Source organism: Candidatus Megaera polyxenophila, assembly GCF_029982035.1.
In the GTDB taxonomy this organism is placed as follows: domain Bacteria; phylum Pseudomonadota; class Alphaproteobacteria; order Rickettsiales; family Rickettsiaceae; genus Megaera; species Megaera polyxenophila.
The window spans coordinates 764,130-787,033 of sequence record NZ_CP104166.1 but is presented as its reverse complement, the minus strand read 5'-3'; the positions used below and the strand labels follow the sequence as shown (position 1 = coordinate 787,033).

The window sequence follows — 22,904 nt, the reverse complement described above, 5'->3', positions numbered from 1 at the left end:
TTATTTATTTATCATTATAGCAGATAATATGTTTTGATTGTATATTTCCCCTGTATGAGTAGACCTACGATAGCTAGGATATTTGTCAGACATTACATATGTATCCTCGTTAATATGTTTTATAACGCTAATATTTTCCTCTGCAAGCTTAATTTTGACAAATGATGGTAGGTCAAATAAATAATGTCCGGGTTTTGTTGAAGGTAAAAATAGCTCCTTATAACTACTTGAATCAGCAACGAAATCCTCATAAAACTCTTTCGATACTTCATAAGATTCTTGAGCAATAGCAGGACCTATTACAGCTATTATATTACCAGCGCCTTTTTGCCGCATTCTATAAGCTAATTTATTTATAATATCTAATTTAGCACTGCGCCACCCACAGTGGGCTGCCCCAATAACATGGCCATCCTCACTAACAAGTAATAGCGGAACACAATCAGCGGTACGAATTGCCAAAATAATGTTTTCTTGAGTAGTAACCGAAGCATCACCTTGAGGCCAATTACTTAACTTGAGGTCTAATTCCTCGGTACAAACAATATTATTGCCATGAACCTGGTTTAATAACAATATATTTTGGGCATCAAAATCACTTAATACTTTATCTATATTACTTCGGACTTGATCTTTTTTTATCTGATCATCAAAAGCATGTATATTATAACTATGAGTTGAACCTTGGTAACTTCTATCAAAAATTTTGTAGTATACTTTATTTTTGATTAGTTCTGTTACCGTCATGATCTTTAATAAGCACTTAAAATATGTTTAAAAATAAATTAACAGATAGAGAGGAAGAATACAATATCTTAAAAAAAATTGAAAATAATTTTAAAAGAGAATTCAATTTGACCCCATGTCTTGGAGCAGAACTAGAATTTTATCTTACAAACCTTACAGGCGCTTGGCAATTGACCAAATTAGAAGAGAATATAGAGCAAAAAATAAAAAAAGAAAAGGGCCATAACCAATATGAAATTGAGATTCCACCTTCAACTAACGTTGCCTCTTATCCAGGTAGCATAAGCAACATGAAGAAGGTAATTAAGGAGAAAGCTAGAAAATTAAACCTTGAAGCTAATTTTAAGTCCAAACCATTTACAAATGATTATGGCAATAGTATGCACATTCACTTTAATTTTCTTGAAGATAATGAGGCAGAAAAATATGCTAGGATTTTGTGTCATTATTTACCATTAACAATTACAGCTTTTCTACCTAAAGAAGAGGATTATCAAAGACTCGATAGCAGGTTTATGGCTCCAACCCACATTTGCTACGGAGGTAATAACCGTACTACTTTGATCCGGATACCGGACAGCCTACCCAAACGAATTGAACATCGATTAGCTTCAGCAGATGCAAATCCCTATGAGGTAATATATGCTATTTTAAGCTCAATTTATTCGGGCCTTAAACACCCACAGCAAATAACTAAGATAGATAAGATTTACGGAAACGCTTACGACCCACAATATAACTTACTAAAAATATTACGAAGTAATTAACTTCCGTATTTTTAAATACTTACTTTAAACTATAAAGTTTAAAGTACTTGACATCTCACCTTTTGGTAAGAGCAAATAATTTCTCGAGCTGATTTTCGATAGTAAAATTATCCATGAAAATTTGATAGGCTTGCTTAGCCTTTAAATGCGCCTCATCTGGATTAGCTTTTGCCCAGTTAATATGCGATTTAATAGTATCGTAAATTTGCTGGGTACTGGCAAAAGCATCATAATAGAGGATACTATCACTAAAAAATTTCTTTAAAAAGCCATTCTGATCAGATATTACCAAAGCTCCACTAGTTACAGCTTCAGCAATTCTAGAGGTCGGTATCCCTTCTAGCATATGTTCCTGATTGTGGATTATTAAAGCAATACCGTATTTTTGTTGCTGAAGGCGCAAGTTTTCAAGAGGATTGCCAAAATCTTCCATCTTACCTAAATAAGCTTTACCTAAAAACCCAAGGTATCTCTCTATACCGATACCAACTAATAATCCATCATTGGCTAGCTTTTTTAAACTTTGGGCTAACCTTAAACTTTCTCTATTACATCCCCATAATGTTCCTGTAATTAGGGCTTTATCTATGGAAACATCGACATATTCTTCTTTGCCTTCTGCAAAGTACAAAGGTATTATTGGTTTGTTTTGGTCCGTTTTTTGGATTATTTTTTCTAATAACTCATTATTCCCATGAACAAGGCTATGGAGATCAACATAAGCATCGTAATCATTTAAATGCTCCCATACTTTTAAAAACTTTCCACTACTTGAAAATAGTGAATCCAAAGGCATGTTTAGATAAGTGATGTTATAGCCAAAAGGCAAAATATTAACATGGTGGGTTACCGCTAGGTTAAATTGTGGCCTAAAGATATAATTTATAATGCTAGTACTTACCTTATAAAAATGAGAGGTAAGCCAAAAATGACTTAGACTTTCAGAAAACTTAATCCCGGTATAATCATATCCAAGCTTATCGGCAATGATAACTATACGATCATATAGGATACCTTCACCAATTCGGTCGTGAACACTATACAAGGAAAACTTTCTTTCTGAAAAATCACCTTTTACCAAATTAGTCCAGAAGTGTTTTGAGTAATCAATCTCAAAAAGAATTATCCAAATCAAAAACGCACTATATAAAAAGCATAGTTTTAGAAAATTTGAGAAGTTTAAAACCTTTCTAATATGCCAATTGCGAAAGATAACTTTCAAAATACTATAAAAGCTTATTAATATGGTCTTAAGATGCTGGCGTATTTCAAACATTTAGTATATCCTTGGGAAAAAGGTTTACAAAAACTTACAAACCTCATCAAAATCTAGTCTCGGTAATTTAGGATAAGGATTATCACCGTCTTTATAACCAAAATTGCAAATAAAATTTATCCTATAATTAGTGTTTTTGAAAAAAGTTTCATTCAGGGCTACCGGATCAAATCCAGACATAGGTCCACAATCTAATCCCATACTCCTTGCTACCATTATAAAATATGCAGCTTGCAAAGTAGAATTCCGTAAACTTTCCCTATCAATTACATCTTCACTAGATTTAGCAAATAAATCCTGTAAAAACTTGCCTGTTGGATACAATTTATCCATTTTTTCATAAAACTTCATATCATAAGCAAATAACGCAGTAACCGGTGCTGATTTTATTTTAGCAATATTCGCTTCCATAGCTGTTTTACATAGTTTCTCTTTTTCAAGATTACTTTGCACAAAAACTATGCGTAAAGGACAAGCATTTGCAGAAGTAGGACCAAGTTTCACCAAATCATAAATTTGTATTAGCAGTTCCTTAGAAACCTTTTTGTCCAAAAATTTACTACATGTTCTATCGCTAAATACACTCTCTATAGTTCTCATGAAACACCTCCCCTATTTTAGTTACCTTTCTGTTCCAGTAAATTAGCATTTCCTAGAACAATTCCTTTATCTGAAAATTCAATATCAAAATTTACTTTATTTGTTATTGCGTTACTGAATTCTATAGCTGCAGCTTTAGCAATAAAGCGTTTTACATAGGATTTTGAAAAGATAAAATCATCTGGTACTAAAATGTTGACCAAATTTTCATACTCTACCAGTTTAACCGATATTTTTCCTTTTGGAGCGTCATTCCGAGCTAGTGCCACTGAACCTGTTAAATCACAAGAAGCATTATCAAGGTTGATTTTTGCATGTGTTATCTCAATTTTGTGATCAAAATTATTCTCTCTTGTACCTCCACGATTAGCTGTATTTACACCATAATTAGCATCTAAAACCAGGCCTGCGCTACTTACGTTACGACCGCTAAATGATGATTTGTAATTACCTGTTAAATTTAGTAAAAAATTTTCTATATTATTTATAAGGTTATTACTGAGTTTGAAAGTAACCCCGGAAAGGTTAAATAATTCTTCGCCATTAACAGTAAAAACAGCTATATATGGGTTAGAAAACTCAATATTCTTAACGATTTTCCTTATAGAATTTGATAAATCAATTTTATAAAGTAGATCGATAAAGTCAACGAAACCAATTATATCTTGCTCACTGCTAATTTTATATTCTGCTAATGAGTCATCACTAGAGCTACTATAATATAGATCTTTACCAAAATTCAATTCGGCCTTTCCAAGCTTATAGTCGAAAGTACAATCCATATAATCGCTAGATATTTCCCGTGAAATATCCTGATCTATTATAGTAATTTTAGGTGATGCAAATCTTACTTTCCAACTAAAAGGGAAACCTGCTATACTAGCATCACTGTAAGATATCCTGGCATTATCCGTTTGGAAATTACTAATAAATGACATCACCTTAGATTTTGCAAAATGCGCTAGAGCAAGCCAGGTAACTATAAATAAGGCCACAAAAGCTAGGACTATTTTACGTATCACAACAAAATTTCTAAATTGATATATTTCTAGTAGCTGAAGGAACTCTGACTCTCATTCCATTTAGCTCTTTCGTCAAAATTATCTGACATCCTAGCCTTGAAGTATGGGTAAGACCAAAAGCCAAGTCAAGCATATCTTCCTCTGCTTCAGCCGGTTGTTCTAGAATGTTGTAAATTTTCTCTTCTAATATTACGTGGCAAGTAGCACAAGCAAGAGACCCCTCACAAGCTCCTTCCAAATCAATATTGTTCTCATGGGCAACTTCTAGAACTGACAAACCAACTGAGGCTTCAACTTCTATTTCTTTATTATTCTCAATAAAAATTATCTTTATTTTTTCCGGTTTCATAACATCACTAATTTATTGATTTTATTTTTATCAATTTCTTAATTGGGGTAATTTTAATCTATAAACTCAAACTACTCTTCCAATAACCCTCACACCAATTCTCCGGCTACACTTGTTGCAAGAGCTTTGATGATTTTTACATTAACAATTTTACCAAGCAAGGATTTATCGGCATTCTCAACATATGCAGATTGCATATAAGGAGTTTTACCCACTATCTGGTCATTATACTTTCCTTCTTTCTGGAACAATACAGGTAAAGTTTTACCGACACAACTTTCATTAAACTCTAATTGCTGTTTTGCCAATTCACTTTGCAAAATCATTAAGCGCTCGGTTTTAACCGCTTCTGGTATCTGTTCTTTGATTGCGGCCGGTGTTCCAGGCCTTGGGCTGTATTTAAAGGAATAGCATTGACCATATCTAACCCTTTTTACTAAATCCATAGTATCAGCAAAATCTTCGTCAGTTTCCCCCGGAAAACCGACTATAAAATCAGATGAAAGAACAATATCAGACCTTGCGGTTCGGAGTTTATCGATAATTGCAAAATATTCTTCCCTACTATGTTTTCTATTCATCATTTTTAATATCTTATTCGAACCAGATTGAACAGGAAGATGCAAAAACGGCATTAATTGATCGACTTGACCATGGATATTGATTAAATCGTCGGTCATATCCCTCGGATGCGAAGTGGTGTACCTAATTCTTTCCAGTCTCTTAATGGTTGAAAGATGGCGAATTAAATCTGCTAAAGAAAATACTTTATCGCCATTTGAGCTCTTACCATGGTAAGCATTAACATTTTGCCCAAGTAAATGGATCTCTTTTGCGCCTTTTGCAACTAAAACCATTGACTCTCGGTATACTTCTTCGGGCATTCTAGAAAACTCTGCACCTCTAGTATACGGTACAACACAAAAGGTACAGAATTTGTCACAACCTTCTTGAATTGAGACAAAAGCACTTGCTCCCTGATCTGAGTACTGTGTAGGTAAATTATCAAATTTTTCTTCTTCAATAAAATCAAGGTCTATTAAATGTTTTTCCGATCTTGCTAGCTTAGCTACCAACTCTGGTAACGTATGGTAAGACTGAGGGCCAACAACTATATCAACGTAAGGGGCTCGAACAAATATTTCTTCTCCCTCAGCCTGAGCAACACAACCAGCTACTGCTATTATCATATCTGTTCCATTAGACAATAACCTTTTATCCTTTATCTTTTTTACTCTCCCGAGTTCCGAATACATTTTTTCGGAAGCTTTTTCTCTAATATGACAAGTGTTTAAAATCACCATATCAGCTTCATTCATATCGTCTGTTGATTCAAAACCAAATGGATCAAGTAATTCCTTCATTTTTATAGAGTCATAGACATTCATTTGACACCCATAGGTCTTTATAAAGAGCTTTTTAGCCATTGTTGTTTGCTTTAAGATGATTCGAATATAGTTGATAAATTTTAAAGCGGAATATATCATAATTCTAAAAAATTTTATATAAAATAATTTTATTACAACAAAATGGAAGATATTAATTGGTATGGCACTTATAGCCTAACTTTGCGTGAGGTAAAACGTTTTTTAAGGGTATACCACCAAACTCTTATAACCCCCGCTGTTTCAGCTCTTATATTCCTTGCTGTCTTTGCACTAGCAGTAGGCGCTAGGAAACATGAAATAAACGGGATAAAATTTATCAATTTTATGGGCTACGGTTTAATCATAATGAGTATAGTACAAAACGCTTTCGGGAATAGCTCTTCCTCTTTAATAATGAGCAAAATAATAGGTTATATTTCTGATATATTAACACCTCCACTAGGCAGTAAAGAAATAATAATTGCTTTTACCCTCGGTGCGGTGTTAAGAGGTTTAATGGTAGGAATAATAGTAACAATATCTTTAATACCTTTTGTAGAATTTACTTTGTATTACCCATTACTGTTAGCTTTTTATACACTAGCATCTTGTATGCTACTGGGTAAACTTGGTATATTATCTGGAATGATTGCAAATTCTTTTGATCAACATTCAGCTATTACAAGCTATTTAATTACACCTTTATCTTTTTTATCCGGTACATTTTATTCGGTAAAGGATTTACCTCAAATTTTACAACAAATAAATTTGTTAAATCCATTTTTTTATATGATTGATGGGTTTAGATACTGCCTTACTAACAAAGCTGATGGAAATATAATTTTAGGAATAGTTTTTTTAATCACATCAAATATAGTAATGTATTTGGTGCTAGAAAAGCTAATAGATAAAGGCTGGAGAATCAAAGGTTAGTTCTTTTACTAAACGGCACATTAATTACGTTAAATTACTATTTTTAGGTTGCTCCATATCTTGCTTTGTTTCAACTGGAATTGATTCATTATCAGATCTAAATTTAACATTTATTATTTTAAAGTAGTGAGCGACAAGCCTTGTAAGGAAACATCCTGTTACCACAATTATCACTGCATTTCTAATACCCGTTGGATTAGGATCATAAGAATTAACATTTAAATAAATACTAAATGCCAGTCCCCATAACACCCCTATCTCAGCGTTAAGAGTTCCTGTTAAACATACTATTTCATGCTTCTTCCGAATCAGATCACGCAAAATGCCTCCACCATTAGCGGTAAGAAATGCAAAAAATGGCCCCCAAAGTTCTATTGGTTCTATTTTTGCCATAATAGCTATAGACACTCCCGTAACAATAAAAGATGCTTGACCCAGAGCGTCACCAACGACTAATATGTTATCCCAGAATTTATCTACCAGCTCATCTTCACTCGCCCTTTTATTATAATATTCAAGAAGTCTTATTGTTGAGAAACCTATCAATACCATTATCAGTATGTAATAGATGTAAGAAGGTGTCAGAAATATTCCCACTTCTTCCCTATTAATAATAATGTCTCTCATTACCCCACCACCAACAGAAGGTAGCATAGCAAATAAAAAGGTAGCAAATAAAGTTCCATTTTCCTTTGCAGCAATTGCTATACCAGAAACAGCAAATGCGATAGTCCCCATTACACCGATGAAATAGAACCACTCGGAATCGATTGTTTGCATTAACATTACCGGATATAAATAGGTTTTAACTATTTTCTTGTATTCATCGCTACTCGAAAATTTTTTTATTTCAGTATTGAATCTGTCTACGAGTTCAAGAGGAACAGATTTCTTGCTAAACATAAAATGTATTGGGGTTTTTATATTTAACTGAACCTCTTTAATATGTGCATCAACTTTCTGAGTCAATATTGCCGCTGCCCCTACAATTCTATCTGAGATAAAACCGTCTATCTCTCCGTGAATAAGACCGTGCAGCGCAGCAACGTCATTGTCATAAGTGACTATTATATCATTATTAGCCTCATCTTTAATAAACAGGTTAATTTGAGGATCAGCATAAATAAAACCTTTTGTTATGCCTAAAACGAAATTTTGTAATCTAACTTGAGCCAAAAACTCGGAAATAGATTCAAAACTTAGATCCTTAATACTATTATTCATCATGAAGAGAGAGTTTTCTTCATAGCGATATGGAACTGAAAAATAAACATATTCAGCTCTTGCATCGGTATACGTAGCACCCGAGGCAATATCACGGATACCATCTTTTAAGTCTTGTTGATGTTGTTGCCAATTAACCGGTTCAGTCTCGATAGAAACCCCGACAAGGTGAGTAATATTCTTTAGGAGTTCGATATCCATGCCAACAAGGTTATATCCCCCAGCTGTTAGTTTGTTAAATTGATAAGGCTCCCATAAATACCATCCCCCATGCAAAACTTTCTTATCTAAATTGTCACTACAATTGTGATTAGGTTTTTTGTTACTTACCTCATTGTCTTTTTGGGTGACCTTATCATCTGCCAAACTGCAATTTATAAGCAGCTGAAACAAAAGTACTAATAGGAATTTACACCTAAAAATTAACATTTTATATGCCGTTAATATATTTCTTTACTATAGTTAAGCTACATGAATCAACCACTTTCATCTGAGAGATGAAAGTTTGATCTTTGCGACTAGAAGTCGCTTATCAAGCTAAAGCTCATTCTAGCCTAATATTTGAAGTAAAGTCGGTCTCATGAGCGTCAGTGTGTTTGTTGATATATTCGTTAATCATATCATCTGTAACATTACCGCTAGTTGAACTGAAGTATCCTCTGCCCCATAAATGTCTACCCCAGTATTTCTTTTTTAGTATCGGAAATTCTTCCTGTATTCTTTTAGATGATCTTCCCTTAGCTTTCTGAACAAATTCACTAATTTTAATATGCGGAGGAATATTTGCAAATATATGGACATGGTCGCTTGATACAACGCCATTTTCTATCTTTATACTCATTTCCTCAGCTACCTGTAACACTAGTTCCCGAACACGTTTTTTTATGTCGTAAGTAAGTACCTTATAGCGATATTTCGTTATCCATACTATATGATAACGATGATAAAAAACTGAATGTGATCTTTTGTTATAGTAAGTCATAGACTTATGATGCTACCGCATCATGGCGCATTAGACAAGCTAAAGCTTTTCCATCTGGAAGATGGAGGTTTTCACCACCAAAGGGACTATAAAACTCAGCTATTTAAATATATTATATCGTTTTTAAATTAATCAACCACTTTCATCTGAGAGATGAAAGTTTGATCTTTGCGACTAGAAGTCGCTTATCAAGCTAAAGCTCATTCTAGCCTAATATTTGAAGTAAAGTCGGTCTCATGAGCGTCAGTGTGTTTGTTGATATATTCGTTAATCATATCATCTGTAACATTACCGCTAGTTGAACTGAAGTATCCTCTGCCCCATAAATGTCTACCCCAGTATTTCTTTTTTAGTATCGGAAATTCTTCCTGTATTCTTTTAGATGATCTTCCCTTAGCTTTCTGAACAAATTCACTAATTTTAATATGCGGAGGAATATTTGCAAATATATGGACATGGTCGCTTGATACAACGCCATTTTCTATCTTTATACTCATTTCCTCAGCTACCTGTAACACTAGTTCCCGAACACGTTTTTTTATGTCGTAAGTAAGTACCTTATAGCGATATTTCGTTATCCATACTATATGATAACGATGATAAAAAACTGAATGTGATCTTTTGTTATAGTAAGTCATAGACTTATGATGCTACCGCATCATGGCGCATTAGACAAGCTAAAGCTTTTCCATCTGGAAGATGGAGGTTTTCACCACCAAAGGGACTATAAACTTAGAAAGAAAAGCATTATGCTCTTTCAGCTCGCTGTTAGTTGGAATAACTACTATTTTATTACCTTTTCCGGTATATTGAATGTTTTGTTCGGGTTTTAATATATTATCATTCGTTTCTTTTAAGGAGAACCTAACTTGTCTTCCACCTGATAATTCAACGTATATTTCAGATAGCAAATAAGCATCTTTAAGAGCTCCGTGAAACTGCCTATTTGTATTATCAACTTTAAATCTTTTGCATAAAGCATCTAGATTGGCTCTTGCTCCCGGAAAAGTTCTTCTGGCAATTGCTAAAGTGTCTATAACTCCAGCAAGCTCAATAGAAGGTAAGTTCAACAATGTTAATTCATAATTAAGAAATTTTATATCAAACGGAGCATTGTGGATAACCAGTTTAGCATTTTGAATAAAATTAATAAATTCATTAGCAATATCCTTAAATAAAGGTTTATCCTTAAGGAATTCACTCGATATCCCATGAATTCGATAAGCGTCTTGAGGTACATCTCTTTCCGGATTAATGTAATAGTGGAATTTGTTACCGGTGATGACCTTATTAATCATTTCCACTCCACCAATTTCGATAACTTTATGACCATCTTTGGGATCAAGTCCAGTAGTCTCTGTATCTAGTATAATCTCTCTCATACTAATTGTACCTTAGCGATAATTTCCTTAATTTGAATCTCAATATCTAAGTCTGTATTTATTTGGAAATTTGCCAAATTTTTCTTTTTCTCTTGAGGTAATTGTATATTTTTTATTTTGCTATAAATTTTCAAATAAAAATCACCTCTTTCCGTGGCTCTGTCTTTTCTACTTTCTTCACTACAGTAAACACATATAGAATAATCAAAATAACTGTTAAATCCAGTCTCAAATAATAGAGGTACTTCTACAAAAATAAGTAGTTCATTAAGATGCTTATTTTGGAAATCATTAATTCCTTTTCTCACTTTAGGATGTATATATTGTTCGAGTTTTCTTCGTTGATTGTCGTCACTATAGATGATCTGGCTTAACTTTTTCTTATCAAAACCATTTTCAAATAATTTCTTATCAAAAAGACAAAGTATATCTTTTCGAATATTTGGCTCTAAATAAAGTTCTCTCACATAATCATCACATGAAAAAGTTTTATATCCTGCTTTCTCTAGATATTTTAGCACAAAAGTTTTTCCTGAAGCGAAACTTCCTGTAATAGCAATAGATTTCATTTATTTAAATCTCGCATTTTTTTATGCTCATAATAATATTTCATTATTATAGCAGCTGTTTCTTCTATGGAACGTCTTGAAACTTCTATAACTTGCCAATTATTAACTGAACATAACCTTCGTACTTCCCGGCATTCCTCTTGAATTACTTTAATATCAGTATAATCGGAACTTTCCTTAATTTGCAATAAATGCATTCTGTTTTCCCTTATCTCTACAAGAATACTAGGGTTTATAACAAAACCAAAAATAATTGGTTTTCTCAGCATTTTTAAAACCGATGGAAATTCCGAACCGCCAACAAAAGGAATATTTGCAGTTTTAAAACCATTATATGCTAAATAAACTGAAGTTGGAGTTTTAGAAGTTCGAGAGGGCCCTATTAATATTATATCAGCTTCATCTAAGTCCTCTAGAATTTGGCCATCGTCGTGCTTTAATGAGTATTCTATAGCTTCTATTTTATCAAAATAAGTTTCGTCAAATTTATTTTTAAAACCAATATTATCATCAGTACTAACCCCTAAATAATCTGATATTTCATTAACGATTTTGCTAACCACAGAAATACAAGGCATTTTTGAATCTAAGCAAAATCTCTTTAACTTGTCTTTTAATGTATCATTTGAAATAGTATATAGTACGATACCAGGTTTTTGTGATATTTTTTTTAAGGCTTCATTAAGCAAATCTTCATTTCTAGTCATAGGCCAATGGTATTTTTTTACCTCTATATCACTAAATTTAGCTAGGGCAGTCTTTGCAGCATATTTTACTGTTTGACCAGATGACTCGGAAACTAAGTGGACTACAAGCTTTTTCATATAATACACATTTGAATTGTGGATAAGTTATATAGCTAATAGGTCTTAGGTTTACAAAAATACCTAATTAAAAGCTAAAGAATACCCACATAAATATCAATAAATCTAAATTAGTGTATAAAATCGTGGATTAATTATATACCCCTTAAATCTATTGGTATATAAACATCATAAAGACAATTTATCCACAAAAAAATATCTTATAATATCATATGTGAATAAATTGTATATCCTTATAAATATGATAAATCTATTAAGATTATGCTCTGGAATAAATAGTTGATAATTATGTGGATAAATAATAATTTACATTATTAATTAGACAACAACAACTTATAATAAATATATATCTTTACTAATTTATTCAGCAGAAAAATTTATGACTCTTTTACAAGATACATTTCAACGAAAAAATAATAATATTCCTATTTGGTTTATGAGGCAAGCAGGTAGATATTTACCTGAATACATGGAAATAAGAAAGAATGTCACAGACTTTCTAGAACTATGTTATGATTCTGAAAAAGCAAAAGCAATTACTCTTCAACCTATAGATAGATTTGATTTTGACGCAGCTATAATTTTTTCAGATATTTTGGTAGTGCCTCATGCTTTTGGATGGAAAGTTGCTTTTAAAAAAGGAGAAGGACCTATACTACAAAAATTCGAATCAGATAAAGACCTGATTAATATAAATAATAATTTTGATAAAAAAGTAAATTGTATATATGATACGGTAAGTAAAGTGCGGATGTCTCTAGACAAAAGCAAATCATTAATTGGATTTGCAGGTAGTCCGTGGACTGTAGCTAGCTACATGCTCGAGGGAAAAGGCAAACAAGATTTTTCTGTTAGTAAAAATTTTCTTTATAACAAGAAAAAATTAGCGATACAATTAATCGATATAATTACAGAGAAAACTATTGAATATCTCGTAGGCCAAATAGATGCTGGGGCAGATATAATACAATTATTTGATTCCTGGGCTGGTGTTTTATCTGGAGAAGAATATGAAGATTTTGTTATAAAACCTACAAAAAAAATTGTAAACTCAATAAAAAATAAATACCCGGGTTTACCTATTATAGGGTTTCCACGAGGGTCAGGTTATTTGTATCAAGAATATATAGATCAAATTAATATTGATGCTATAGGAGTAGACCAATTTGTGCCAGTAGATATAATTAAAAAGTGGCAAGAGAATATTATTGTTCAAGGAAATTTTGATCCTGTTCTGTTACTAGGGGGAAAAGAAGTTATTGAGAAAAAAGCCCACGATATTTTAACAACTCTTAGCAATAAAAATTTTATTTTTAACTTAGGACATGGCATTTTACCAAATACCCCAGTAGAGAATGTCCAATTTTTAGTAAATTATGTCAGAAATTACCAGAAATAAAAAAAAGGTCGCCGTAGTTCTTTTTAATCTAGGAGGACCAGATAGTTTAAATGCTATAAAACCTTTTCTTTTTAATTTATTTAACGACAAATATATTATTACCTTGCCTTCTGTGCTAAGATTTGTAGTAGCAAAGTTGATTTCTATTAGAAGGGAGAAATTTGCTAAAACTATTTATGCTAATACTGGTGGTAAATCACCGATTTTAGAAGAAACTTTATCTCAAAAAAAAGCGTTAAAGGAAGAGCTTATCAAGAAATCTGATATAACTTTTGAATTATTTATTTGTATGCGCCATTGGCATCCGATGACTGTAGAAGTTGTAAAAAATATCAAAAATTACGAACCAAACGAAATTATCTTGCTTCCTCTTTATCCACAATTTTCTACTACTACAACCGCTTCTTCCTTAAATGAATTTACTAAAAATTTAAGTAAAGAATTTATAGATAAAATAAAGTTAAAAACAATTTGCTGTTATCCATTAGATGAAGGCTTTATTGATTCTCATGTAAAATTGATTGAGGATAAACTTCATGATAAAACCGATTTAAATAATTATAGAATGCTGTTTTCAGCTCATGGTTTACCAGAAAAAATAGTAAAATCAGGAGATCCATATCAGTGGCAGATAGAACAGACTGTTTTTAAAATCATCAGCAAACTGCAACTGATTCCAAAATTTAAGAATATAGATTATAAAGTTACATATCAAAGTAGAGTAGGTCCATTAAAGTGGCTTGAGCCTAATACAGAAGATGAGGTAAAAATAGCGGGTAAGGAAAATAAATCGTTAATAATAATTCCTGTGGCATTTGTTTCTGAACATGTTGAGACTTTGGTCGAATTAGATATAGAATATAAACAGATAGCAGTTGATCATAAGATTGATTATGTTAGAGTGCCAACTTTAAGTGCTAATGAGCTATTTATAAAATCATTAGCCAATATGATTCTGAATTTCTCTAGTAATGATTCTGGTTGTTTATCATCTAGTAATTTTAACAGAATATGTCCGGATATTTATAGCAAATGTCCTTGTAAAGCAAGCTAACAAAAAAATTTAGGTTTTCTAATGGAAAGATATTTTTTATGGTATAAAGCTATTCATGTTATAGCTGTTATTTCTTGGATGGCAGCAATGTTTTATTTGCCAAGGTTATTTGTTTACCACAGCAAACCTAATATTACACCGGAGATGGATGAAACTTTCAAGTTGATGGAGAGAAGATTACTTAGGATAATAATGACTCCGGCAATGATAGTTACTTACATATTTGGCTTTTTGGTAGCTTATATATATGGTTTTGTAGCACTTGGGATTTGGTTTCATATAAAGATGGGTGCAGTCCTGGCTTTAACTATTTTACATGGAATGCAAGCAAAATGGGTAAAAGATTTTGCAAAAGGTGAAAATAAACACACGGAAAAATTTTATAGGATTATTAATGAAGTTCCCGTATTTTTTATGTTAATTGCTGTTGTTATGGTGATAGTAAAGCCATTTGAATAACTTAGAAAAATATTTTCTATATTTACCTAAGGATATATTTGTATTATAATAAGGTTAATTTTTAGTTAGAAATTTAATTACTTATTCTATGGCTGTTTTGGAAATAATTACTGCTCCTGACCCTATTTTAAAAAAGAAAGCTCAATCTGTTGAGTTAGTTGATGATAATATTAGGGAAATTATGGATAATATGCTTGAAACCATGTACCATGACAAAGGTGTAGGTCTTGCTGCTAATCAGGTTGGTATTTCAAAAAGGATTATCGTTATGGATTTGCAGGATGAAGACGAGGTTGAAAGGCCAGAAGGATTTTATCCTTTATTTATGGCGAACCCTACTATAACTGATTGTTCCAAAGAAATGATAGAAGCTACAGAAGCTTGTCTTTCTGTTCCTGATCAAAAGATAGTTGTATCTCGTCATGTTTCTGTTAAAATTAAATATCTAGATTACAATAATGAATCTAAGGAATTAGAGAGTGATGGTTGGCTTGCAAGAGCTATTCAACATGAAACAGATCACCTAGAAGGGAAGCTGTTGTTAGACTATTTATCTCCCTTGAAAAAGAACGTAGCGATCCGTAAGTTAACAAAATTAAAGAAATTTTCTGCTTGAAATTACCTTTAAATACCTAAAAATCATAAAAACATTTTTTGCTTTATCCCTTACCATTTTAAAGCAATTTTTTTCTGATATTTATAATTCTATACATTTCTATTAATTGACTAGGAAGAGTTAATCAATTATAATCTTACTTCTGATTTATCAGAATCGTATTTGGGATTAAGTTCTAGGAGTTAGATAAAGCATAAATGAAATATTTAGTAAATCTTCTAAATCTATACAATTTAACGAGGAAATTAAAGAATTGAATAAGTTTAACAAACCCATTATTGAATTAAAAAATATAAGCAAAAGCTTTAATACAGAACCTATCTTAAGCAATTTCAATTTTACTCTTTACGATAATAAATTTGTTACAATACTTGGCCCTTCTGGATCAGGTAAAACCACTATTATAAAATTAATAGCCGGTTTCGAGTCATCAGATAATGGAGATATATTTCTTAACGGTATAAAGGTAAATAATTTGCCGGCCAATAGGCGGGAAGTTAATACCGTGTTTCAGAATTATAGCCTGTTTCCTCATATGAATGTTTACGATAATATAGCTTTTGGTCTTCGGATGAAAAAGAAAAGCCAAGATTATATTGATAATGCTGTCAGCAACTCTTTAAAACTGATCAAAATGGAAAAATTTGCCGACAGAAAACCTGGAGAGTTATCAGGTGGCCAGCAACAAAGAGTAGCTATTGCAAGGGCTATTGTTAATAAGCCACTAATTTTATTACTTGATGAGCCCCTTAGTGCACTTGATGAAAAGCTTAGAAAGGAAATGCAAGTAGAACTTAAGTCGATGCAAAGGGATTTAGGAATTACTTTCATATTAGTAACTCATGATCAGGAAGAAGCTTTATCTATATCTGATACCGTAATTGTACTCAATAATGGTAAAATAGAGCAAATTGGCTCTCCGCAGGAAATATATCAAACCCCTGTAAATAGCTTTGTAGCAAGCTTTGTAGGAGAATTGAATATACTAGATGCTAAAGTTGAAGCTGTGAAAGAGAATTTATTAACAGTAATTGTTGAAGAAAAATGTAAATATCAGTTAGAGAATAAAAATAACTTTTCTGCTGGAGAGCAAATTAAAATATTAATCAGGCCGGAAAACTTAAGACTATCATTAGAAAAAGATTCTGTAACCCTAACCAGGTTAAAAGGTAAAGTTACGCAAACAAAGTACAGAGGAGCTCTGCTTGATTATGCCATAACTCTTGATAATGAGAAAAAAATAACAGCAACGCTTTTGCAAAACAAAGAAGGCGAGATTTGTGAATACAAAATAGGAATGGAAGTTTTTGTGGAGTGGACTATTGGTTGTGAGGTGCTAACTACATGATTAACAGAGACCTATTTAAACATTTTACAATTTTAATAATTGTGTTTTGGTTAACTGTTTTTGTTTTGATACCAAATATTGGAGTAGTAGTAACAAGTTTTCTGGAAAGAGAAGAAGTGCATTTTGTAAACTTTGCTTTTACCTTGGATAATTACAAGAAACTGTTATCTGTAATGTATATTAAGGTTTTTTTGAAGAGTTTAGCTATAGCTCTTTATGTTACCATTTTATGCTTGCTACTTAGTTATCCATTTGTGTATACAATCTCTCAAACTATTAAAAGCATAATTATTAAAGATTTCTTGCTGATTCTGGTTGTAATACCTTTTTGGACAAGCTCCTTAATCAGAACTTATGCTATGATGATTGTTCTAAGATCTAATGGGCTATTGAATAGTTTGTTAATGTATATCGGATTAATAGATGAGCCGATAGAGCTGTTATATAACTGGGTAGCTGTTACTATTGGCCTTGTATATTCCTTACTACCCTTTATGATATTGCCGCTTTATACAGCGTTTGAAAAACTGGACCGCAATTATATTAATGCAGCACAAGATTTGGGAGCTGGCAAGATGGATATCTTATTGAAAATTATTATACCCTTAACTAAATCCGGAATAGCTGCAGGTTGTATTCTAGTTTTTCTATCAACGCTTGGAATGTTTTTTATCCCTGAATTGCTTGGTGGCAGTAAAGAAATCCTGATAGGAAACTTAATAAAAAATCAATTCTTAATTGCCAGAGACTGGCCTTTCGGTACAGCAATAGGTACAGTATTAACTGTTATCGTAGTAATATTAATGGTAGTTTATGCCAGGAATACTAAAAATACTGATCAATTAGTGGTATAATCATGAACCGATTAATAAGGCTATACCCAGTATTTATTTATATATTTTTGTACTTACCCATAATTGTATTGATAATATACTCATTTAATTCTTCAAAATATGGCACAAGTTGGCAGGGTTTCACTCTAGAGTGGTATAGAAAATTATATTCGAATAGCCTGCTTATTGGTTCAACGAAAAATTCTTTCCTAGTAGCTACGCTTTCAGCTTCTATTTCTACTTTGATAGGAACTATATCCGCTTTAGGCTTACACAGTTATAGATTTAAAGGTAGAAAAGTTTTTTCCTCTATAGTGTATGTGCTAGCTATTTCTCCAGATATTATTATGGGGATAAGCTTGCTTATTCTATTTAACCTTATAAACCTAAATTTAGGGTTTTATAGTTTATTACTCGCTCATATTACTCTTAATTTACCATTTGTAATAATTATTGTTATTGCTCGTTTGAAAACTTTTAACAAGAATCTAATAAATGCAGCAAGGGATCTCGGAGCCGGTGAGTGGGCTATATTTACTAGAATTATATTACCTCTTATTTTACCTTCGGTCATATCTGGGTGGTTACTTGCATTTACTTTATCTTTGGATGATGTGGTAATTAGTTTTTTTGTTACCGGACCAAATTTTGAGGTTCTACCGTTAACGTTATTTTCCATGGCACATTTGGGTATTAAATCGGAGATTAATGCTCTTTGTACTGTAATTTTTGCAGTGACTTTGGTTTTAATTTTTACATCTCATTTTATATTTAGGAGGAAAATATGAAAAAATACATTACGTTGTTTTTTTTAGTTTTTGGAATTCACTTTACCGCCCCAGCCTCAGTTAGTGAAATTAATGTATATGTTTGGTCAGAATATATACCAGATAGCATAATTGAAAAATTTACCGAAGAGACGGGCATAAAAGTGAATCTTTCCACTTACGATAATAATGAGAGCCTATATGCGAAAGTAAAATTATTACATAACTCTAAATCCGGGTATGATTTAGTCATGCCTTCTACCTATTTTGTTAGCAAAATGAGGGATGAAGGCTTGTTAATGGAATTAGATAAATCCAAAATGGATAACTTTAAGAATATTGATGAAAACCTGATAAATAAACCTTTTGATCCAGAGAATAAGTACAGTATACCATACTTTTGGGGAAGTACGGCTCTTTGTTATAACGCTAAATATGTAAAAGAGGAAGTCGATAGCTTTAATATATTATTTGAACCAAAATATGCTCATAAGATTCTTCTTACTGATGATGTAAGAGAGGTTTTTCATGTGGCTCTAAAGTTGCTTGGATATAGCGGTAATGATACTAATGAAGAGCATATAAAACAAGCTTATGAAAAACTAAAAACATTAGTTCCTAACGTAAAAATTTTTAACTCTGCTTCTCCTAAATTGAACTACATAAACGAGGAAGTTATAATAGGACTGAATCATAATGGTGAGGCTTATGTAGCATCTGTGGAAAATCCTGATATTAAATACGCTTATCCTAAAGAAGGAGTTATCCTTTGGGTAGATAGTTTTGCTATTCCTTCTAATGCAAAAAATGCTGAAGGTGCTTATAAGTTTGTTAATTTCCTTTTACGTCCAGAAATTGCTAAAGAAATTAGTCAGGCTGTTGGGTTTGCTACAGCCAATAAAGCTGCAAAGGCTTTACTTCCTAAGGAAATATTGAATAACCCGACAATATATCCACCTAAAGATATACAGGATCAAGGAGAATTCCAAGAGGATGTCGGTGAAGCAATAGTGATATATGAAAAATACTGGGAAATGTTGAAGTTAAATAATTAAGCTTTGCAAAGAGTACTAATATAACAATTGGAATCTCATGAGTACTAAATTCTGGATTGGCGTTGCTTCGAAAGAACATGTAGAAAATGGTGTTAAATTGGGAATTTGCCAATTTTGCCATGGCAAGATCGGCCCAGCTAAACGCCTCCAGAAAGGGGATTTTGTAATTTATTACTCTTCCAAGGTATCGATGGAAAGTAATGAGTTATACCAAAAATTTACTGCTATAGGTGAGGTAATAGATGATGTTCCTTATCAGGTAGATATGGGAAGCGACTTTAAACCATATAGAAGGAATATCAAGTACCTCAATGCTTGTGATGTTGATATTAAGCCACTTATTCCTATCTTATCATTTATTAAAAACAAAACCTCATGGGGTTATGTGTTTAGATATGGCTTTTTGGAAATAGATCGAGAGTCGTTCGAAATCATTGAAACCCGGATGCTTGGAAGAAAGCCTTGTTAGGTAAATATAGGAGAGCAATAATATTAAAATTGCTATACCTTTTTAGGTTTTATATTTCCTTTTGAGAGGAAATATCCTCTACCTATGTTATTAGCAAATGGCTGGGTGTATAAAAGTTATTGAGACGAAGATATGGCTTGAAAGGCTTTTAGTTTAAAAATAGGCAAGATGCCCAGCAAATGCTCAAAAATACTTGCCTGAACTTCTTCGTAATTAAGCCATTTAGTATCTTTAGTAAACACATAAATTTCTATTGGTATACCGTTAGGTGTTGGATCAAGCGTACGTATTAGGAAAGTAAACCCCTCTTGGTGAATATTTTTATTATTTTTTAGATATTGGCCTATGTAATGCCTAAACATAGTAAGATTAGTAGTTTGATTTTCCTGGTTAAATAACGTTTTATTTTCCGCTGTAAATTCAAGCATGTAAGGTAGCTTCTTGATTGCATTTAATTCTTTTTGAGTACATATTTTTACTGTACTCATATCTAGGCTGATTGCCCTTTTGATGCGTCTTCCTCCCATTTCGAACATTGGACGCCAATTTTTAACACCGGTTGTTAAAAAGGCGGAAGTTGGAACAGTTGTGTAGGTATTATCGAAATTACGTATTATTACTACGGTAATTGTAATTTTTTGGATATCACCATCTGCATTATATTGAGGTAAAGTTACCCAATCACCGACTTGAATAATATTTTGAAAAGTAACCTGTAAACTTGCAATTAGCCCCAGTAGCGTATCTTTAAAAACAAAAGTTAATAATGCGGCAGCTGCCCCTAAACTAGTAAATAATGAGGAAATAGAAATGCCTATAACTAAAGAAAAAATGGCTAATATTGCGCTTACAACTACAAAAATTCTTAAAATTTGTGTGTGTAGCTCAATAGCTATTTTTTTGTTTAATTCTCGAACGTTATATAAATCTGTTGTGGCATTTATAATAGCTAATATAAGAGAGGTAATAGCAAATATTACATATGTAGTTATAACAACGTCTTTTATTTTAATTATTACGTTATTTATCAAGTTAGACTGATCAAGGATATCGCTCCAGAATTCCAGATATAATGCTAAAAATACTTTTGTAATATGTCCAGGCAGGTTTTTTTTGTAAAGAATTTCAGCGTATTTTTTGTTTTTATAGCCTATTAGTTTGCTAATACCAGGTAATACTACCTTTTTGATGCTAATTAAAAATGGGTATAAAAAAGTAACCATTATAGAAAGCATTATTAATAGTTGGTATTCTGCATAAAATGTGTGAAGACTTTTTATAGTAAATAAATTTTCCATAAACGATATATAACTTATTAATGCTTATTAAACCCTGAAGTATAACAACCTAGATTGCTCTTTTCTCTAAATACTATTAAACAATATCATTAGTGGCAAAAGATCCATATTCTTTCGGTATTTTATGATCAGGATGAGTTTCTTTCATAAAGAAAACTATAATAAAAGAAATTAGGAGAGAGATTGGAACAATAACAAGAGCAAATCGGTAATCTTCACCGTTATAACACGGTATATCACGGGCTGTTTGCCCATTACTATGATAATCAATCAGAGCTCCAATAATAGGTAAAAATATAGTACCGGTAGACATTACTATGGCATTGACAAAAGCTATCGACACCCCGCTCATTTTTAAAGGCATGGTTTCGCAAATACTTGCAAAGCTTAAGCATTTTGCGGTATAGGCAAAGCCTCCCACAAAAAATAGTACGTATAGTAGGTAATAAGGGACTTGAAAAATAATAACGATAAACCAGACAATGGCGGTAACAAAAGAGCCGCAAAACATTGGTAAACGTCTGTTTTTAGCAATATCCGAAAAATAAGCGAAAAAAGGGCTTCCGATAGCAGCACCAAAAAACATTGTTGATACTATAGTAGCAGCGCTAATATCAGATACTTGATAGGTAGTTCTTATGAATGATACCCCCCATGCTACCCCGATTACGGTAATTGGAAGGTACATCAACATCCCGTAGATAGCTAAAATCCAAGCCTGAGGTGTCTTAAGTAAAAGTAAAATATCGGTAAATGGATGATTATTAGCATAAATATCAGGTAGTTCTTCATGATGATCAACAGGGGGATAATTACTAACAAAAAAATAAATAATTATGGAAACTATAAGGCCAATAAACCCCAAGAATTCCATGGTATTTTTAAATCCTACCTCATTTAGGATCATCTCAAGAGGAGCACCGCCAAGACCAGCACCAGCAGTTCCCATAAGGATTACTAACCCTGTAACTTTTGCTACGTGTTTTGGTTCAAGCCATAATGTTCCGAGTTTTATAGTTCCGATTAAACCGCATGCTGATCCCATTCCCATTAAGAATCTTGCACATCCTCCGATTAATGGGCTAGTTGTATTTCCAAAAATAAAGCATGATAGTCCGCAAAGGGTTGCTGCTATACATAGAAATAACCTTGGCCCGAAGCGGTCTATAGTAATACCAAGAGGGAGCTGCATGGCTGAGTACGACCAGTTATAAGCTCCAAGTAATACCCCAAGTCCTGCTGCATCAAGTGCAAAATTGCTAAGAAGTTCATTATTCATGATATTTGGTGAAACACGGATCATGAATTGATACATGTAAAAGATACCGCCACAAGCTACAACCATCCAGCCTTTAATATTTTGCTTGTATGTATTTGTTTTGGAATTCATTATTCTTTTTACTATTTATATTTTAGTATAGGAAATTCAAAATTTGCAACCAGAAAAATCATCAATCAGCTTTTTAAAAATTCGTTTAATAAATATGTAGTTACCAGCCACAATATTAGAAATTATCAACACTTTTACAAAAATCTCTGCCAGAATCTATCTAAAAATAGGTTC

At 32.4% G+C, this 22,904-nt stretch carries 26 protein-coding genes; 12 read left to right on the top strand and 14 right to left on the bottom strand.

Annotated elements, in window-relative coordinates:
- On the bottom strand, positions 1–747 hold the full coding sequence (gene pgeF / locus N3Z16_RS04200; protein ID WP_282486862.1) for a peptidoglycan editing factor PgeF: 747 nt from the start codon (positions 745–747) through the stop codon (positions 1–3).
- Between the two features lie 23 nt (positions 748–770).
- On the opposite strand from pgeF, the gene N3Z16_RS04195 reads away from it, so the two are divergent.
- Positions 771–1,514 (top strand): type I glutamate--ammonia ligase, encoded by a 744-nt coding sequence (locus N3Z16_RS04195; protein WP_282486861.1) that lies wholly within the window; start codon positions 771–773, stop codon positions 1,512–1,514.
- A gap of 55 nt (positions 1,515–1,569) precedes the next feature.
- On the opposite strand, the gene N3Z16_RS04190 is transcribed toward N3Z16_RS04195, so the two are convergent.
- The 5 genes from N3Z16_RS04190 to miaB form a co-directional block, all read right to left on the bottom strand.
- A complete protein-coding gene (locus N3Z16_RS04190) occupies positions 1,570–2,649 on the bottom strand; it encodes a glycosyltransferase (RefSeq protein ID WP_282486860.1) in 1,080 nt (359 codons plus the stop codon).
- 165 nt (positions 2,650–2,814) lie between these two features.
- Positions 2,815–3,390, bottom strand: a complete 576-nt coding sequence (locus N3Z16_RS04185) for a malonic semialdehyde reductase (protein WP_282486859.1) — start codon at positions 3,388–3,390, stop codon at positions 2,815–2,817.
- Between the two features lie 17 nt (positions 3,391–3,407).
- Positions 3,408–4,412, bottom strand: coding sequence for a hypothetical protein (locus N3Z16_RS04180; protein ID WP_282486858.1), 1,005 nt, complete (start codon positions 4,410–4,412; stop codon positions 3,408–3,410).
- Positions 4,413–4,422: 10 nt separating this feature from the next.
- Entirely contained in the window at positions 4,423–4,761 is a 339-nt protein-coding gene (locus N3Z16_RS04175) for a ferredoxin family 2Fe-2S iron-sulfur cluster binding protein (RefSeq protein WP_223939204.1), read from the bottom strand.
- An 89-nt stretch (positions 4,762–4,850) separates the two neighbouring features.
- Positions 4,851–6,188, bottom strand: coding sequence for a tRNA (N6-isopentenyl adenosine(37)-C2)-methylthiotransferase MiaB (gene miaB, locus N3Z16_RS04170; RefSeq protein WP_282486857.1), 1,338 nt, complete (start codon positions 6,186–6,188; stop codon positions 4,851–4,853).
- A 102-nt stretch (positions 6,189–6,290) separates the two neighbouring features.
- On the opposite strand from miaB, the gene N3Z16_RS04165 reads away from it, so the two are divergent.
- Entirely contained in the window at positions 6,291–7,061 is a 771-nt protein-coding gene (locus tag N3Z16_RS04165; protein ID WP_223939206.1) for an ABC transporter permease, read from the top strand.
- Between the two features lie 24 nt (positions 7,062–7,085).
- On the opposite strand, the gene N3Z16_RS04160 is transcribed toward N3Z16_RS04165, so the two are convergent.
- A complete protein-coding gene (locus tag N3Z16_RS04160; RefSeq protein ID WP_282486856.1) occupies positions 7,086–8,651 on the bottom strand; it encodes a TRIC cation channel family protein in 1,566 nt (521 codons plus the stop codon).
- Positions 8,652–8,829: 178 nt separating this feature from the next.
- Complete coding sequence (gene tnpA / locus N3Z16_RS04155) at positions 8,830–9,267, bottom strand: IS200/IS605 family transposase (protein WP_282485546.1); 438 nt, start codon at positions 9,265–9,267, stop codon at positions 8,830–8,832.
- Between the two features lie 6 nt (positions 9,268–9,273).
- Here tnpA (N3Z16_RS04155) and N3Z16_RS04150 point away from each other — a divergent pair, with 6 nt between their 5' ends.
- A complete protein-coding gene (locus N3Z16_RS04150) occupies positions 9,274–9,399 on the top strand; it encodes a hypothetical protein (RefSeq protein WP_282486855.1) in 126 nt (41 codons plus the stop codon).
- 68 nt (positions 9,400–9,467) lie between these two features.
- Here N3Z16_RS04150 and tnpA (N3Z16_RS04145) read toward each other — a convergent pair whose 3' ends face one another.
- The 4 genes from tnpA (N3Z16_RS04145) to N3Z16_RS04130 are packed head-to-tail and all read right to left on the bottom strand — an operon-like array spanning position 9,468 to position 12,042.
- Positions 9,468–9,905, bottom strand: a complete 438-nt coding sequence (gene tnpA / locus N3Z16_RS04145; protein ID WP_282485546.1) for an IS200/IS605 family transposase — start codon at positions 9,903–9,905, stop codon at positions 9,468–9,470.
- Positions 9,906–9,944: 39 nt separating this feature from the next.
- Positions 9,945–10,649 carry a DNA polymerase III subunit epsilon gene (gene dnaQ, locus N3Z16_RS04140; RefSeq protein WP_282486854.1) on the bottom strand — a complete coding sequence of 235 codons (705 nt, stop codon included), beginning with the start codon at positions 10,647–10,649 and terminating at the stop codon, positions 9,945–9,947.
- The gene (coaE, locus tag N3Z16_RS04135) at positions 10,646–11,218 is read right to left on the bottom strand and encodes a dephospho-CoA kinase (protein WP_282486853.1); all 573 of its coding nucleotides are present in this window, start codon (positions 11,216–11,218) and stop codon (positions 10,646–10,648) included. The genes dnaQ and coaE overlap by 4 nt, the downstream gene beginning before the upstream one ends.
- Entirely contained in the window at positions 11,215–12,042 is an 828-nt protein-coding gene (locus tag N3Z16_RS04130) for a pyruvate, water dikinase regulatory protein (protein ID WP_223939211.1), read from the bottom strand. Before N3Z16_RS04130 ends, coaE begins: the two co-directional genes overlap by 4 nt.
- A 379-nt stretch (positions 12,043–12,421) precedes the next feature.
- On the opposite strand from N3Z16_RS04130, the gene hemE reads away from it, so the two are divergent.
- The 9 genes from hemE (at position 12,422) to N3Z16_RS04085 (ending at position 20,042) form a co-directional block, all read left to right on the top strand.
- Positions 12,422–13,441 (top strand): uroporphyrinogen decarboxylase, encoded by a 1,020-nt coding sequence (gene hemE / locus N3Z16_RS04125; protein ID WP_282486852.1) that lies wholly within the window; start codon positions 12,422–12,424, stop codon positions 13,439–13,441.
- Positions 13,428–14,495, top strand: coding sequence for a ferrochelatase (gene hemH, locus N3Z16_RS04120; protein WP_282486959.1), 1,068 nt, complete (start codon positions 13,428–13,430; stop codon positions 14,493–14,495). Before hemE ends, hemH begins: the two co-directional genes overlap by 14 nt.
- A gap of 21 nt (positions 14,496–14,516) precedes the next feature.
- A complete protein-coding gene (gene hemJ, locus N3Z16_RS04115; RefSeq protein ID WP_282486851.1) occupies positions 14,517–14,954 on the top strand; it encodes a protoporphyrinogen oxidase HemJ in 438 nt (145 codons plus the stop codon).
- A gap of 88 nt (positions 14,955–15,042) precedes the next feature.
- Positions 15,043–15,570 (top strand): peptide deformylase, encoded by a 528-nt coding sequence (def, locus tag N3Z16_RS04110; protein ID WP_282486850.1) that lies wholly within the window; start codon positions 15,043–15,045, stop codon positions 15,568–15,570.
- Between the two features lie 253 nt (positions 15,571–15,823).
- Complete coding sequence (locus N3Z16_RS04105; protein ID WP_282486849.1) at positions 15,824–16,918, top strand: ABC transporter ATP-binding protein; 1,095 nt, start codon at positions 15,824–15,826, stop codon at positions 16,916–16,918.
- 191 nt (positions 16,919–17,109) lie between these two features.
- A complete protein-coding gene (locus N3Z16_RS04100; protein ID WP_282486848.1) occupies positions 17,110–17,772 on the top strand; it encodes an ABC transporter permease in 663 nt (220 codons plus the stop codon).
- A 2-nt stretch (positions 17,773–17,774) separates the two neighbouring features.
- Complete coding sequence (potC, locus tag N3Z16_RS04095; protein WP_282486847.1) at positions 17,775–18,539, top strand: spermidine/putrescine ABC transporter permease PotC; 765 nt, start codon at positions 17,775–17,777, stop codon at positions 18,537–18,539.
- Positions 18,536–19,573, top strand: coding sequence for an ABC transporter substrate-binding protein (locus N3Z16_RS04090; protein ID WP_282486846.1), 1,038 nt, complete (start codon positions 18,536–18,538; stop codon positions 19,571–19,573). The genes potC and N3Z16_RS04090 overlap by 4 nt, the downstream gene beginning before the upstream one ends.
- Before the next feature lie 37 nt (positions 19,574–19,610).
- The gene (locus N3Z16_RS04085) at positions 19,611–20,042 is read left to right on the top strand and encodes an EVE domain-containing protein (protein WP_282486845.1); all 432 of its coding nucleotides are present in this window, start codon (positions 19,611–19,613) and stop codon (positions 20,040–20,042) included.
- A 116-nt stretch (positions 20,043–20,158) separates the two neighbouring features.
- On the opposite strand, the gene N3Z16_RS04080 is transcribed toward N3Z16_RS04085, so the two are convergent.
- Positions 20,159–21,340 carry a mechanosensitive ion channel family protein gene (locus N3Z16_RS04080; RefSeq protein WP_282486844.1) on the bottom strand — a complete coding sequence of 394 codons (1,182 nt, stop codon included), beginning with the start codon at positions 21,338–21,340 and terminating at the stop codon, positions 20,159–20,161.
- A 76-nt stretch (positions 21,341–21,416) separates the two neighbouring features.
- Complete coding sequence (locus N3Z16_RS04075) at positions 21,417–22,730, bottom strand: MFS transporter (protein ID WP_223938835.1); 1,314 nt, start codon at positions 22,728–22,730, stop codon at positions 21,417–21,419.
- Positions 22,731–22,904 lie beyond the last annotated feature (174 nt).

Excerpts from the sequence above, each read along its gene's own strand:
- pgeF (WP_282486862.1), bottom strand. The coding sequence starts at position 747 with ATGACGGTAACAGAACTAATCAAAAATAAAGTATACTACAAAATTTTT.
- N3Z16_RS04195 (WP_282486861.1), top strand. The coding sequence starts at position 771 with ATGTTTAAAAATAAATTAACAGATAGAGAGGAAGAATACAATATCTTA.
- N3Z16_RS04185 (WP_282486859.1), bottom strand. The coding sequence starts at position 3,390 with ATGAGAACTATAGAGAGTGTATTTAGCGATAGAACATGTAGTAAATTT.
- N3Z16_RS04175 (WP_223939204.1), bottom strand. The coding sequence starts at position 4,761 with ATGAAACCGGAAAAAATAAAGATAATTTTTATTGAGAATAATAAAGAA.
- miaB (WP_282486857.1), bottom strand. The coding sequence starts at position 6,188 with ATGGCTAAAAAGCTCTTTATAAAGACCTATGGGTGTCAAATGAATGTC.
- N3Z16_RS04165 (WP_223939206.1), top strand. The coding sequence starts at position 6,291 with ATGGAAGATATTAATTGGTATGGCACTTATAGCCTAACTTTGCGTGAG.
- tnpA (WP_282485546.1), bottom strand. The coding sequence starts at position 9,267 with ATGACTTACTATAACAAAAGATCACATTCAGTTTTTTATCATCGTTAT.
- N3Z16_RS04150 (WP_282486855.1), top strand. The coding sequence starts at position 9,274 with ATGATGCTACCGCATCATGGCGCATTAGACAAGCTAAAGCTTTTCCAT.
- tnpA (WP_282485546.1), bottom strand. The coding sequence starts at position 9,905 with ATGACTTACTATAACAAAAGATCACATTCAGTTTTTTATCATCGTTAT.
- dnaQ (WP_282486854.1), bottom strand. The coding sequence starts at position 10,649 with ATGAGAGAGATTATACTAGATACAGAGACTACTGGACTTGATCCCAAA.
- coaE (WP_282486853.1), bottom strand. The coding sequence starts at position 11,218 with ATGAAATCTATTGCTATTACAGGAAGTTTCGCTTCAGGAAAAACTTTT.
- N3Z16_RS04130 (WP_223939211.1), bottom strand. The coding sequence starts at position 12,042 with ATGAAAAAGCTTGTAGTCCACTTAGTTTCCGAGTCATCTGGTCAAACA.
- hemE (WP_282486852.1), top strand. The coding sequence starts at position 12,422 with ATGACTCTTTTACAAGATACATTTCAACGAAAAAATAATAATATTCCT.
- hemJ (WP_282486851.1), top strand. The coding sequence starts at position 14,517 with ATGGAAAGATATTTTTTATGGTATAAAGCTATTCATGTTATAGCTGTT.
- def (WP_282486850.1), top strand. The coding sequence starts at position 15,043 with ATGGCTGTTTTGGAAATAATTACTGCTCCTGACCCTATTTTAAAAAAG.
- potC (WP_282486847.1), top strand. The coding sequence starts at position 17,775 with ATGAACCGATTAATAAGGCTATACCCAGTATTTATTTATATATTTTTG.
- N3Z16_RS04090 (WP_282486846.1), top strand. The coding sequence starts at position 18,536 with ATGAAAAAATACATTACGTTGTTTTTTTTAGTTTTTGGAATTCACTTT.
- N3Z16_RS04085 (WP_282486845.1), top strand. The coding sequence starts at position 19,611 with ATGAGTACTAAATTCTGGATTGGCGTTGCTTCGAAAGAACATGTAGAA.
- N3Z16_RS04080 (WP_282486844.1), bottom strand. The coding sequence starts at position 21,340 with ATGGAAAATTTATTTACTATAAAAAGTCTTCACACATTTTATGCAGAA.
- N3Z16_RS04075 (WP_223938835.1), bottom strand. The coding sequence starts at position 22,730 with ATGAATTCCAAAACAAATACATACAAGCAAAATATTAAAGGCTGGATG.